10 protein-coding genes and 3 pseudogenes are annotated in these 12,586 nt (G+C 57.7%); 8 read left to right on the top strand and 5 right to left on the bottom strand.

The window, feature by feature from the left end:
- Positions 1-290: 290 nt before the first annotated feature.
- From RFM98_RS29605 to RFM98_RS31455, 3 genes and pseudogenes are all read left to right on the top strand, one after another.
- Positions 291-909 (top strand): annotated as a pseudogene (locus tag RFM98_RS29605) (tyrosine-type recombinase/integrase); the annotation flags it as partial.
- 89 nt (positions 910-998) lie between these two features.
- The gene (locus RFM98_RS29600) at positions 999-1,625 is read left to right on the top strand and encodes a type IV toxin-antitoxin system AbiEi family antitoxin domain-containing protein (RefSeq protein WP_320312055.1); all 627 of its coding nucleotides are present in this window, start codon (positions 999-1,001) and stop codon (positions 1,623-1,625) included.
- Positions 1,555-2,528: pseudogene (locus RFM98_RS31455) on the top strand (nucleotidyl transferase AbiEii/AbiGii toxin family protein). Before RFM98_RS29600 ends, RFM98_RS31455 begins: the two are co-directional and overlap by 71 nt.
- A gap of 150 nt (positions 2,529-2,678) precedes the next feature.
- Here RFM98_RS31455 and RFM98_RS29590 read toward each other — a convergent pair.
- Positions 2,679-3,389, bottom strand: coding sequence for a hypothetical protein (locus RFM98_RS29590; RefSeq protein ID WP_320312053.1), 711 nt, complete (start codon positions 3,387-3,389; stop codon positions 2,679-2,681).
- A gap of 292 nt (positions 3,390-3,681) precedes the next feature.
- On the opposite strand from RFM98_RS29590, the gene RFM98_RS31450 reads away from it, so the two are divergent.
- From RFM98_RS31450 to rpoN, 4 genes are all read left to right on the top strand, one after another.
- Complete coding sequence (locus RFM98_RS31450) at positions 3,682-3,897, top strand: transposase (RefSeq protein WP_430682364.1); 216 nt, start codon at positions 3,682-3,684, stop codon at positions 3,895-3,897.
- Between the two features lie 443 nt (positions 3,898-4,340).
- Positions 4,341-4,922, top strand: a complete 582-nt coding sequence (locus RFM98_RS31445) for a transcriptional repressor (protein ID WP_430682363.1) — start codon at positions 4,341-4,343, stop codon at positions 4,920-4,922.
- Positions 4,922-5,455 (top strand): peroxiredoxin, encoded by a 534-nt coding sequence (locus tag RFM98_RS29580; protein ID WP_320277896.1) that lies wholly within the window; start codon positions 4,922-4,924, stop codon positions 5,453-5,455. Before RFM98_RS31445 ends, RFM98_RS29580 begins: the two co-directional genes overlap by 1 nt.
- 70 nt (positions 5,456-5,525) lie before the next feature.
- Positions 5,526-6,974: an RNA polymerase factor sigma-54 gene (rpoN, locus tag RFM98_RS29575; protein ID WP_320312051.1), complete on the top strand. Its 1,449-nt coding sequence runs from the start codon at positions 5,526-5,528 to the stop codon at positions 6,972-6,974.
- A 56-nt stretch (positions 6,975-7,030) separates the two neighbouring features.
- Here the strand turns inward: rpoN and RFM98_RS29570 are convergent, their stop codons facing one another.
- The 3 genes from RFM98_RS29570 to RFM98_RS29560 all read right to left on the bottom strand — a co-directional run bounded on the left by RFM98_RS29570 (position 7,031) and on the right by RFM98_RS29560 (position 10,549).
- Positions 7,031-8,113 (bottom strand): cytochrome-c peroxidase, encoded by a 1,083-nt coding sequence (locus RFM98_RS29570; RefSeq protein ID WP_320312050.1) that lies wholly within the window; start codon positions 8,111-8,113, stop codon positions 7,031-7,033.
- A gap of 950 nt (positions 8,114-9,063) precedes the next feature.
- Entirely contained in the window at positions 9,064-9,513 is a 450-nt protein-coding gene (locus RFM98_RS29565; RefSeq protein ID WP_320215370.1) for a Ros/MucR family transcriptional regulator, read from the bottom strand.
- Between the two features lie 472 nt (positions 9,514-9,985).
- Entirely contained in the window at positions 9,986-10,549 is a 564-nt protein-coding gene (locus RFM98_RS29560) for a cold-shock protein (RefSeq protein WP_320312049.1), read from the bottom strand.
- Between the two features lie 1,120 nt (positions 10,550-11,669).
- Here RFM98_RS29560 and RFM98_RS29555 point away from each other — a divergent pair.
- Positions 11,670-11,780: pseudogene (locus RFM98_RS29555) on the top strand (integrase); the annotation flags it as partial.
- 18 nt (positions 11,781-11,798) lie between these two features.
- Here RFM98_RS29555 and RFM98_RS29550 read toward each other — a convergent pair.
- Positions 11,799-12,455, bottom strand: coding sequence for a helix-turn-helix domain-containing protein (locus tag RFM98_RS29550; RefSeq protein ID WP_320312048.1), 657 nt, complete (start codon positions 12,453-12,455; stop codon positions 11,799-11,801).
- Between the last annotated feature and the right edge of the window lie 131 nt (positions 12,456-12,586).

Genomic DNA, 12,586 nt, shown 5'->3' with positions numbered 1-12,586 from the left:
CGAAAGGCACAAAACGCTGTCGTCCACTCCTCGTGAGTGGCACGCCTCCCCGGCCAATTTGCGCCGCCACAACTTCAATCCTGGATGACGCACCTGTCTTCTGGCAATAGTCGAGAACGCCACGGTTGCTGTCGTCGATCTGGCGGAAGTGAACCTTTAGTCAAGGTGCGCCCAGATATCTCCGTTGAACGCACCCTGATGGCGCAAGTCGAGTGATTTTGGGTCATTCGCGGATTATCGCTAACTATCGCTAACCCGCTCTACGTCACTGATTTCAAGAGAAGATATGTGTAACCCTCGCCCGCGCGAGAGAGTGGTGTCTCGATGCGCGTCGCATGGTCGGGGAGGGAATCTCGCCTGCGCAGGAGAAGCAGCGACAGAAGCGCCGCTTGAAGGAAGCCAAGAGTTTCGGTGAGTTCGGGGAGCGTTGGTTCAGGAAGCGCGTATGGCTGACAGTACACGCGCCATGCGCCGGGCGATCTTCGACCGCGACATTGTGCCGACCTGGAGAAACCGGCTCCTCAAGGAGATCTCGCCGGACGATCTCCGGGGGCTCTGCAAGAAAGTGAAGGATCGAGGAGCACCGGCAACGGCTATCCACGTCCGCGACATCGTCAAGCAGATCTTCGCGTTCGTGATCCTGCATGGCGCGACGATCCGCTTGGGCCTGCGACTCATACTGCTGACCATGGTTCGAAAAAGCGAATTGCAGGATGCGGTCTGGGATGAAGTCGATTTGCCGTGTGGAGCATTCCCAAAGGGCGCATGAAGCGCTCCAAGCCTCATAATGTTTATCTGTCGCGCCAATCCGTCGATATCATGATCGCACTCAGGACATGCGCCGGGAACTCACGCTATGTTCTTCCATCGCGCTACGATGCTGACGCGCCGATGTCTCGCGCCACGTTTACAGAACGGTGGAAGGGCTGCTTGCCGACTTCCCCTCTCCGGTGTAATAAAATGTCGGAACTTACCTATAATTGCCGACAGTTTGATACATGACCGGATCCCTTGAAACCTCTCAGCGCGACCTTGCCGTCAGTCTGATTGAGCACCACGGGATCATGCGCCTGTCGGATCTGAAACGCCGAGGCATCAATCCGGCTACACTTGCGCGTCTGGTAGACGAGGGCATCCTCCATCGCCCCTCACGTGGGCTCTACGAACGCGCGGATGCCGACGTCGACATTTCTCATTCCCTGGCCGAGATCGCAACCCGAGTTCCGAAAGGCGTGATCTGCCTCGTATCGGCGCTCCAGTTTCATGAGATCACGCTGCAGCTTCCGCGCGGCGTCTGGATCGCAATCGGCTCCAAGGACCGCAAGCCGACGATCGACTATCCGCCGATCCGGGTTGCTCGCTTCGGCGAAAAGGCGCTCACCATTGGCGTCAAGACCTACACCATCGATTCGGTGCCTGTCCGGATCTTTGATCCGGCCAAGTCGATCGTGGACTGCTTCCGCTTCCGCAATGCCGTCGGCCTCGACGTTGCAATGGAAGCGCTCCGCATGGGCTGGCGGTCCAGAAAGGCCAGGCCCGACGACATTGCCCGATATGCGCAGGCGCTGCGCATCTGGAGTGTCGTTCGTCCTTATCTTGAAAGCACAGTTGCTGATGAAGGATAGGCCGGCGAATCTTCCAGCATCGATTCTTGCTCGGCTCCGCAACATCGCGCGGGACAAGCAGACGGACAATCAGCTCATCCTGAGAAGATACGCCATCGAGAGGCTGCTTTATCGGCTGAGCATCTCCCCGCATCGAGATCAGTTCATCCTGAAGGGCGCGATGCTCTTCACAGCGTGGCTCAACGATCCGTTTCGCCCTACGCAGGACCTCGATCTTCTTGGATTCGGCAATCCAGCCGTAACGGCGATCCGATCCGTTTTCGAAACAATTTGCCGGATCGAGGCCGAAAGAGACGGACTGGTGTACGATGCGAACGGCCTGAGCGTCGAGGTGATCCGTGAAGGCCAGCAATATGGCGGCGTCAGGGTGCAGACGACAGCGTTTCTCGGGAGGACCCGGATCCCGGTACAAGTCGACATCGGCTTTGGTGACGCTGTTACGCCGACGGCGCAGGAACTGGAGTTTCCGTCGCTTCTGTCGGCCGAGGGTCCTCGACTGAGAGCCTATCCCATGAAACCGTGGTTGCCGAAAAACTCCAGGCAATCGTCGTGCTTGGCCAGGCGAACAGTCGCACGAAGGATTTTTACGACCTGCTGGCGCTGTCGCGGCTGTTCGCGTTCGAAGGTGGATCGCTGGTCCAGGCAATCCGAGCGACATTTGAACGCCGTGACACGCTACTGCCAACGGAGACTCCGCTTGGACTCAGTACCGCTTTTGCCGAGGACAGCGAGAAAGCAAGGCAATGGACGGCGTTCGTCGGAAGGGAACCGCTTCTCTTGCAGCCACCGAATCTCCCGGCCGCGATCGTCGCGATTGGCGAGTTCGTTTTTCCGCCGCTCCAGGCTGCAGCCATAGGCGACGGTTTCGAGCGTCATTGGCCGGCCGGCGGCCCTTGGACATAAAGCTCGGACTTGCTTTGCTCCACGGGCGGATCACGGCTCTCGAAATCGTTACGGATCGATCGGCTGCCACGGCAGCGGATCAGCTTGGGCGCGGAGGTGTCGACCTGTCGACATAGCACTTCGAAGTGCTTTTTCGCTAGGCCGATGCTTTTATTGCATTGCGGGATGACATTTGTGCGTTGCAATATCTGACGCGGAAGCTACTATGAGGGTGTCGGCCATCAACTCTCTCGATGCGATGCCGATCTTGAATGCGGCACACCCCTCTAGTGCCGTTTTCGAATCGGGCCCGTTGCCACCTCCTCCCGGCAGCGGGCCTTTTCTCTCCAAGGCTGCCTTACTAAACTCACTCAAGTCAATGATTTTGCGCCGTTGGCACATTAGTAGTGTAAGAAGCGACGATAAAATCGATCTCGCCTTCTGGGTAGATGAGTTTGAGGTAGTTTGCCGCCTCATCATATGCCTGATGATCCCAGTTGCCATGTAAGCCTTGGCGAGCTTGGATTTAGAGATACCGTGAGCGCTTGCAAATTGAAAAACGAGAAAAGGCTCCACGTCTGTGAAGAAAGTGGCGACATGGACGGGCCAGTCGTCCAGTTTGGCCTTGGCAATACACTCCCGCAGCGCCGCTACGCTGATATCCCGCTTGTAGGGCGCGTTGACCGTAGCCAATACAAGCCCGTCCACTGCTGAAAAGCCTTCAGCAGCGCCAATGATATGGGTCTTCGTAATCGCGCGAACCATGCTGGGTATGTAGTTCTTTCGCCCGACAAAGTCGACCACGGGCAATTTGGCATCGCGCCTCACAATAGAATTCACCGCGGCACAACGACCCGTTCCGATCGTCAGCCCAAAATGCAAGGAACCGATCGACTCCCGCCGCCATATCCAAGGGCCCGCCCCATGTTGAGGGGATAAGCATACGACGCTGATTTCGAGGGCCTCCCACGGCCGCCGCTTTGCCCATTGCGTATCGACGGCTGCCCAGTCCAGGAGCCTGAACCTGAACCCCAGGCCTCTAATTCTCCTTCGCACCGCCTGACCCCCAGGATTTTGGAGCGTCCGGTGTGGTTCGAAGATAGCCATCGCGATCCGAGAACGAAACGCGGGGTTGTGAAATACCGAACGAGCAGCATTTCCTGATGTCCCCGGCATGCCGGGACATGCCCATCCAGGATCTCGTCGGATTGACGAGGAGGAAGCCTACACGACCTTCTGCCATTTCAGCTGGCCAAAGACGAATGGCGAGCCAGTCTGCCCGCATTGCGGCCTTCTCGGCTGCTACGCGCTCCGCAGGCGCGCTTTCAAGTGCTCTGGCTGCCGCCGCGAGTTCTTACCGACGTGCCGAAAAGAGCGCAGAGTTCATTGACATGAACGAACTTATTTCGGCCCTTTCCCATTCGGCTACGCGCGGACGAAGCTGCGCTTCGGGTTCAGCATAAGTATCGTCTCCCTTCCACCACTTCTCCCTTCTCGCGGCCCAGCCCTGCCCTTGGTAGAGCTTCCGACATTTCGTCCACCTTCTGACACAAGAAGGTCCGTCGAGTCGTCACGTGGAAACGCCTTGTATGTTTCCCGAGCATTAGCTGCCTGAGATGTTACAAGTTAGCCCGATGAGATCGCCGTCTTAGACGGAAGCCTTTCCTCCATGGCGACCCCGAAAGCAGCTCCCTCTACTCAAGGTAAAACTCGCTTCCATCCCTGCTGCAAGTCAGATGGCACGGCATTTGCGACAGCTCATTAGAACCATCGAACCACAAACAAAGCGACGAGCGAATCATTGGTGACTCCGTACAAGCGCTTGAGGCGACGGTGACTATCGCGGATAAACATCGGGAGGTCGTCCCCTCCAGGCGTCAGTGCTCGCTAGCTTTTCTGCGCAGGTGTGGTCGGAGGCCGATATCCAACTGCGCGGCATGCGCCCAATTGCTGCTTGCCGGTCCTCATCAGCATGTGAATGCCGAAGCACTGCATCGAAGGGTCACTCCAACCGACGTCGGCGCGCCACTGGCAACCATCTACAATAGGCAGAACCACTTTCGTGAAGCGAGACTCTTGCGCGACCTCAACGTTGCGGCGCCACACGGCTATTTCGAGATTGACACTGTCGATCACCACCACTTTCTCCTCGACGACAAGCAGCCAGTCATCCACATCCCTTCCAGCGCCACTTGCCGCAAAAGGGTTGCTCGATCCCGCCCAAATCACTCATATTGGCCAGGCCATTCGGATGACGAAGAGGGTGGGCCCAAGGCCTTCCCGTACCACCGGATGGAAGAGCGATTTGGAAGCCGCGAAGGCCTTCATCTCATGTCCGGCATGCCTGCCGAGTCGACGTTGCGTCGGCCCAAACCGAGAAGCCATGCCAGGTTTCTCCTAAAAGGAGCTACTTGATGACCATCACGAAGAAGGTCCCCTTCGTTACTTTTCGCACGCGTGTTCGCGATGAGTCCGTCGAGGGGCCAAATCCATACCGCTGGCAAGACAAGACATCCGACGACTATTTCGATGGCAAGCGCGTCATCCTGTTCTCGCTGCCTGGCGCCTTCACCCCGACCTGCTCGACCTACCAACTGCCCAATTTCGAAAAGCTCTATGACGAGTTCAAGAAGGAAGGAATTGACGCAATCTACTGCATCTCCGTCAACGATGCCTTCGTCATGAATGCGTGGGGCAAGTCCTTGGGGCTGCAGAAGGTCGAGCTTATCCCGGACGGCTCAGGCGAGTTCACGCGCAAAATGGGTATGCTGGTTGCGAAGGACAATCTCGGCTTCGGAATGCGCTCCTGGCGCTACGCCGCCCTGATCAACGACGGTGCGGTGGAGCAATGGTTCGAGGAAGAAGGATTCTCCGACAACTGCGAGACCGATCCCTATGCCGTCTCATCCCCGCAGAACGTTCTTGAAACACTGCAGGCCGCCGCATGATCAAGTGAGCGTCTGGCAATCCCATTAACGCACGGCCAAGAGCCTCCTCGATCGGAGTTTCGCGTTCAACATGCTGTCCTCGGCAAGGCTGCTTCAACGCCAGAAGCAATCTATGGTGGCATCGCCTCAGCTCATTGAGTCGATTCGCCTGTTGCAACTGGCTCGCGCCGAACTGCATCAATTTGTGGAGCAGGAACTCGAGAAAAATCCGCTTTTGGAGCCAGCTTCAAACGACGGTGAGGCTCTTGGCGACGTGCCGATTTCGGCAGACCAGTCCACCGGCGCACGCGAAAAAGACACGGATAGGCCGACGAGCGCGGCGGCCGCCGAGCGACCGGGGGAATGGAAATCGCTGCGCAATACGACGAATACCCCTGCGGATAGCCGCCCTGCCCTGGACGAGTTTGCCGCCTGCACCGAAACCTTGCACGACCGCGTCGCTGGTCAGATCGCGCTCACTGCATTCACACCACAGGAGCGGCTGATTGCCGGCGAGCTCGCAGCCCATCTGGAAGATACGGGCTATCTTCGGGTGGACCTCGTGGAACTGGCCGGCAAACTGAGGGCCCGCGAGACGGATGTGGAACGGGTTCTCGCAACCTTGCAGCAGTTTGATCCACCTGGAATTTTTGCTCGTACTCTCAGCGAATGTCTCGAGATCCAGTTGCGTCAGCGAGACCGGTTCGACCCGGCGATGGCCGCGTTGGTTTCGAACCTTGAGATGGTTGCCAGACGCGATTTTCAGGCGTTGAAGCAGCATTGCTGCGTCGATGAAGAAGACCTTCTCGAGATGTTGCATGAAATCCGTGCGCTCGATCCCAAGCCTGGCAACCGATTCCAATCCGGAGCGCCCGAATCCATCATACCCGACGTCTGGGTCACGCCCTCACCCGGAGGTGGATGGCAGATCGAACTTGATCCGGACGCATTGCCCAAAGTTTTGATCAACCAAACCTATTTCGCAGAAGTTTCGCGACACACCGTCCAGAATTCGAAAGATCAAGCGTTTCTGAACGAATGTCTGCAAAACGCGAATTGGTTAATCCGCAGCCTGGATCAGCGGGCCAAGACGATTCTTAAGGTTGCGACTGAAATCGTGCGCCAACAGGATGCCTTTTTCCAACATGGCGTGGCCCATCTGCGGCCTCTCAATCTCAGGACTGTCGCTGAGGCGATCAACGTGCATGAATCGACGGTGAGCCGGGTGACCTCGAACAAGTATATGCTTACCCCACGCGGGGTGTTCGAACTGAAGTATTTTTTCACCGTCGCGATTGCCTCCTGCCAGGGCGGCGACGCGCACTCCGCCGAAGCTGTCCGCCATCGGATCAAAGCGATAATTGCTCAAGAATCGCCCGGTGACGTGCTTTCCGACGACGAGATCGCCGTCCGGCTGAAGGAAACCGGCATCAATGTTGCGCGCCGCACCGTCACAAAATATCGCGAGGCGATGAACATCCCCTCCTCCGTGGGACGGCGCCGGGAAAAGCGGCTATGGCTCATTGGCGATCAAGATTGAAGCAGGCGTCTGGCCCTTTCTCGGCTTCTATTAGCCGCCCTCGAAGGATTATGCGGTCACGGCGCCGGCCGGGGTGTCGTCGCGACGCTCGGCGGCAAGGTGGGATAGGTGACCTTCGGCTGGTCCCCGGTGAGCGCCTGTAGGAAAGCGGTGATCTTGTCGACTTCCTCAGGGCTCAGCTGCGTACCAAGCTGGGTCGTGCCCATCACCGCCACGGCTTGCTCTAGATCCCATGCATGGCCGCTGTGAAAGTAGGGGGCGGTGAGTGCAACGTTCCTCAAGGTAGGGACCTTGAAGACATAGTCGTCATCCACCTTCCGTGTCACCTCGACGCGTCCCTTGTCGTCAGGCGGCAGGAACTCCCAGCCGGGCTTTTCGACCACCCCAAAAGGAGCGTACATGCTCCCACCGAGGTTGATGCCGTTGTGGCAAGACGAGCATCCTTTGTCGGTGAAAAGCCTGAGCCCCTCCTTCTGTTCAGTGGTGAGCGCGTTTTCGTTACCTTCGAGATACCTGTCGAAGGGTGCGTTAGGCGTGATCAGCGTCGCCTCGAACACGGCGATGGCTCTCGCGATGTTGTCATATCTGAGGGGATCGACTTCATCAGGGAAGGCTTTGCCGAACGCCTCAACGTACCCAGGAATGCCCTTGAGCTCTTCGACGGCGTGCCCGGGAGTGGTCCCCATCTCCGTTGGGTTGGAGATCGGGCCGCCGGCCTGCTCCGTCAGATCCGCTGCCCGTCCGTCCCAAAACTGAGCGATGTTGAACACCGCGTTGAATACAGTTGGCGCATTGCGGCCGCCGCGCTGCCAGTTATGGCCAATAGAGGTGGAGCGGCCATCGCCGCCAGCACGGCCGATTTGATGGCAGGTGTTGCAGCTGATGTTATGTGCTTGCGAGAGCCGCGGTTCGAAATAGAGCATCTTCCCCAACTCGAGCTTCTCTAAGGTCGCCGGATTGCCGTCCAGGTCTGCAGCAGGCTTGGGAATGGGGCTAAACAGCGATCTCGCAACATCCAGCAGGTTGTCCTGCCCCATGGCTGTGGAGGCAAGCAGGCAGCCTGTGAGTGCAGCACATACAAACGCCAATCCCGCCGCCAAGCGGATGAAGGAGACAATAAATGTCTTCACTAAGCCCATCGACGTAAGTACCCACTATTGCTTTGATGAAGCTTTCTAGGGCTTCAAGCGAACTACCGCAGCGCCCGGACCGCGTCTTCGCAACTAGAATTGGAAGTCATTCCTGAATTGCATGAATGCCCAAGACGGGAACTTTCCCGGCGAAGCCCTCGCGCCCCTTAAGGCGAATCTGAGGCTGGCCAAAGATTGAGTCTCTTTCCGGTCGTATCATCCTTTTCCTCCATTTGGGTTTCGCGAGCGGGCCGTCGCGTTTCTTGCCCGCGGCGATCACATCGAATGGAAAACAACAAGGATCATGCCATTTCAGGCCAACCGAGATTTTTCTCTAACTTGCAGCGGGGTTACGCTCGAAGAGCCTGTCTCGGTCGAGCTACAGTTGTCGCCAATCCGACAGAATCGACAGCGGAAAAGTCGGGAGTTTGTGCGGCCACCAGCGCTCCTAATCACGGCGCGCGGGTGTCTATTCATCAGCCGCGTCGAACTCTAAGTCTGCCGCCTGGGGCTGCGGAGTTATCTGTACACTCGGTTATGACGTCGATGGCGGCGAGGACCGGAGTCGCTGCCGCAATACCGCCTCGGCTTCGTCTTCAAAGCCCTCCCCGGCAATTTTATCTGGACTTCGCCTTCGAAATCGAAGCGGTCTTCAAGGCCGCGCAGACCTTCCAAGGAACCCCGGCGATAGAGTTCGCGTCTCAGTCGAGACTAGCGATCTGGCCGCGCAGCTCAAGCAGCCAGGCAGCCGCTGTGACGCGATCGGCCGCGATTGCACAGGACCAGCCGGCGATCACTTAGCCGTAGCAGGACTTGCTACGAAAGGATTGCCGGCGTCCTTGTCGCCTCCGAGTTTGCTTCGGGTGTGCGCAGGGGCTATGTCGGATTTGAAGGCCCTACAGGTTTGGCCGGTCAATTCCACCCTATGGCGCATCGACCTGGGGGAGGCATTGCGCCCCCTACCTAGATTTGCGTGCCGCCGACTTCCTTTCAGGATTGCTGACAGCCTTGTGGCCGAGACCGCTCGACTTCGCCAGCGCCGACCGTTGGGCCGCATAGTTCGGCGCCACCATGGGGTAGTCGGACTTCAATCCCCATTTCTCGCGATATTCGTTGGGCGTCAGGCCGTAGTGGACGTTGAGATGACGCTTAAGCGATTTGAATTTCTTGCCGTCCTCTAGGCAGATGATGTGGTCGGGAAACACCGACCGCTTCGGATTAACCGCAGGCGCTTGGGCTGGCTTCTCTGGCTCGACCGCCTGCCCAAGATTCGACAATGACGAATTCACGCTTGCGATAAGCTCTGGCAGTGACGCGGGGGGAACGGCGTTTTTGCTGACATAGGCAGATACAATATCTGCCGTAAGTTCAATCAACAGGCCTCGGCTATTTGCGGTGTCCTCGTGCATTCAATTACTCCTATTCCGTGACAACACGGGGAACTCTTTTACCGGCTTTGTCGGGGAAGGCCAGCATGATCTGCTTATGTCGGCGTTAGTCCACCACTTCTGGCTATCGCAGCAGAAGATTGATTGAAGGCTTGAATGATCCGATAAAACTGCATTTGCAGCAGCCGACCAGTTTGGCAATTCCTGCTGGGCCGAGGCCGTCGGCAAGCAGTACCATGATAATCCCTGTCAAGCCGCTGTTGCCACCTTATAGGTGCTGTTATGTTGTTCGATTTCCGTCGCGCCCGCGTTCCGTGATAAACCGCAACCTCAATTTGAACGACCATGGCAACGACGGTGAGCACGAAGTGAACCATATCGGCCCTCGTTAAAAGATGAGGATCGAGCACCGCGACAAACGCGCCATTCTGATGTGCTTATGCGCAGTGAATGGCTCACCATCGCGCGTTCAACAAAAAGGGCTGGGCCGTCGTCAAGCAACTACACGAATGCTTTGCACCTCCAGACCTTTCTTGCCCTGCGCGCACTCGATAAAGACCTTTTGTCCCTCCACGAGCTCGCTCACTCCACAGCGGGCCAACGTTGAGGCGTGGACGAATACGTCCTTTCCGCCGGCTTCAGGAGCAATGAAGCCAAAGCCTTTCTCGGCGTTATACCATTTGACGGTGCCGGCGCTTTCCGGCGCGGATGTCGAAGTGTTGGCAGTCTCCCGTGCAATCTCCAGAACTTGCGCGACCTGATGGCCTTTTCGCGTCTCCTCCAAGGTGCCCTTGAGCCGCGCTCCCTCTGGGACACTGCTCCTTCCAACCGCTTCCAATGCCCGAATATGCAGGTAGGCGTCCCTTCCGTCCGAGACTCTGACGAAGCCAAAACCTTTGCTTGCGTTGAACCACTTGACCTCTGCGTCTACCGGCTTTGCCGTCGCAGGTGACGTTTGATGAAAGAAGCTTGGGACGAGGTCCTCTTCTGGAAAAGGAAACGGGCCGTCGTCATCTCGACGCCGACGGGGCTTGCGGTAATCCTTGTATCTGCTCATGTCATCTCAGGGGAAGGAAATGGTGCTGGCCACCAAAAAGGTTGGCACGGATGGGCGTCGCTTGGGGCTTCGGTCGCAAGTGTCAGCTCTTCAAAAGCGCCATCCATCTTTGATCAGCGACAAGCTAGAATTGTCAGCCGGACAGCAGGGCGCAGTTCAATCAACCAGACTCCGCAGAGGGCTCTCACTTGCTTTGGGCCTCGCTTTCTAACCACTGGATATCCTTCTTTGCAATATCGTCGCGAATGCGTCGCCACGGCGCTTCTATTCCGGGACCGATCCGCCATGGTTGAGACGCGTTCCGCTCGATTATTGGGAGTTGCCGCTCTTCGCGATCTCGCCCTGATCGAGCGTAGGTATTTTTCGGGATGCCCGCGCCCCCCTAGCTCGTTTGTGGACTTCGGTATCGAGAAAGACATATCTCGTGAGGAGGGCCAACCGGCCGCGGAGCATGTGTCTTCGACATTAACGCATGCCTACGAAATGATGGTAATGCCGGCGCGCAGGCCGAGCATCGAGGTCGGCGCCGACGCGGACCTGTTGCTCGAGATCCGAGCTTTACGATTCGATGACGTCGAGGCGGACTGTCTTGAAGACGGCAGTGGGCTCGATGTCGTGAAAGATCGACTCGAAAGCCGCTGCCTCCCGCGATGTCGCCGCGTAGAGCGTCGGTACGCATGCGCCTGCGGAGTCTTGAAAAGGAGCGAATCGCGTCGGCTGACCCATGCATGGGTTGAACTGCGCCGGCCGGAAACTGGAGCCGTGCGTGCGATGGAGGACCGTGCCTTTCGTGACGTTTTGGGTGTTAATGCTCGGAAAGGAAGAAGGCGGCGGGCGTACGCTTGAACGTGCGCCGTCCGCCGATCGGCGCATGCGGTCGATCGACCATGAGGAAAGATGAGAAGAGAGCGTCGGACAAGACATCACGTGAGATTGCATATGAGCACACTCATATCACGTATGTCACGCGACGTCCAATGCAAGTGCCGCGACTGCTTCTTGTCAAACGCATGGGAGAGATTACCGAGGGGATTTCGGGGCCTACCCTGATGGCACTCGCTATCCTACGGCCCCGTCGCATCCCGACATACAGATCGCAATCTGGACGGATAATCAATTGGCAGAGCTGCGTGAACCGCATGTGCAAAAACAGCTCGGCTATGCCTCAGCCGAAATGACGCGAAAGTATCAGCGGCGGCGCGACCAACTAACCAAGGCGTCCGGGCTGTAGAAAAAGCCCCTCCCCTGCTCAGTGCGATGCACCATGAAGTTCTTTGGTCGTCTCCTTCTCGGACGACAGGGCTCGCAACACGGCCTCGGGCTCTTTCTTCATGATGCGAAGCAAGGTGCGCGCAGCGCCACTCGGCTGCCTTTTCCCCTGCTCCCATTTCTTGTAGCCGGATGGGCTGGTCCCCAGCACGGTTGCCATCTCGTCCTGTGTAAGATCGAGCTTCTTGCGGATTGCTTTTGCGTCCACAACGCCAACGTCCACGCTGTGGACCTTGATGCCGGGAACGTCCTTGCCTTGCGCGTGAGCCAAAGCTTCCGACATCGCCTGGATCAGATCGGCGCCGAACTTCGTCATCTCGCTCATGTCCTGCTCCTTGTTAGCTGCCTTGATCGCTTTGGCGAATGCCGCGACCGCCTTGGCTTCGTCGGGCTCTAGATCGACTTTCTCGTTCTTTCCGTACGCCAACAGCGCGTAGATCGGCGCGTCATCGCTGTACCAATAATAGATGACGCGTGCCGCGCCGCGCTTGCCCTTGCCTTTGGCGCCGAACCGCACCTTTCGCACACCGCCGGTTCCGGGAATCTCATCACCAACCTGCGGATTGGCGGCCAGAAAGTCGATCAGTTCCTTTCGCTCATCCTCACTGAACAGCTCAGCTGCCTGCTTGATGAACAATGGTGTCTCGGCAACTGTCTGGATGCAGTCATATAACCCAATGGGTTACTACATGGAACCGGAAAGGATGAAAGTCAATGTCTGACTGCCGCCGACGTATCGATCGCGCGCGCCATCCGGTCCCATTTCCG

Origin of the sequence: Mesorhizobium australafricanum (assembly GCF_033977265.1) — a bacterium.
GTDB classification, from domain to species: domain Bacteria; phylum Pseudomonadota; class Alphaproteobacteria; order Rhizobiales; family Rhizobiaceae; genus Mesorhizobium; species Mesorhizobium australafricanum.
This window is presented reverse-complemented; position numbering and strand designations above follow the sequence as displayed.

Excerpts from the sequence above, each read along its gene's own strand:
- RFM98_RS29570 (WP_320312050.1), bottom strand. The coding sequence starts at position 8,113 with ATGGGCTTAGTGAAGACATTTATTGTCTCCTTCATCCGCTTGGCGGCG.
- rpoN (WP_320312051.1), top strand. The coding sequence starts at position 5,526 with ATGCTGTCCTCGGCAAGGCTGCTTCAACGCCAGAAGCAATCTATGGTG.
- RFM98_RS29600 (WP_320312055.1), top strand. The coding sequence starts at position 999 with ATGACCGGATCCCTTGAAACCTCTCAGCGCGACCTTGCCGTCAGTCTG.
- RFM98_RS29565 (WP_320215370.1), bottom strand. The coding sequence starts at position 9,513 with ATGCACGAGGACACCGCAAATAGCCGAGGCCTGTTGATTGAACTTACG.
- RFM98_RS29580 (WP_320277896.1), top strand. The coding sequence starts at position 4,922 with ATGACCATCACGAAGAAGGTCCCCTTCGTTACTTTTCGCACGCGTGTT.
- RFM98_RS29560 (WP_320312049.1), bottom strand. The coding sequence starts at position 10,549 with ATGAGCAGATACAAGGATTACCGCAAGCCCCGTCGGCGTCGAGATGAC.
- RFM98_RS31450 (WP_430682364.1), top strand. The coding sequence starts at position 3,682 with ATGCCGGGACATGCCCATCCAGGATCTCGTCGGATTGACGAGGAGGAA.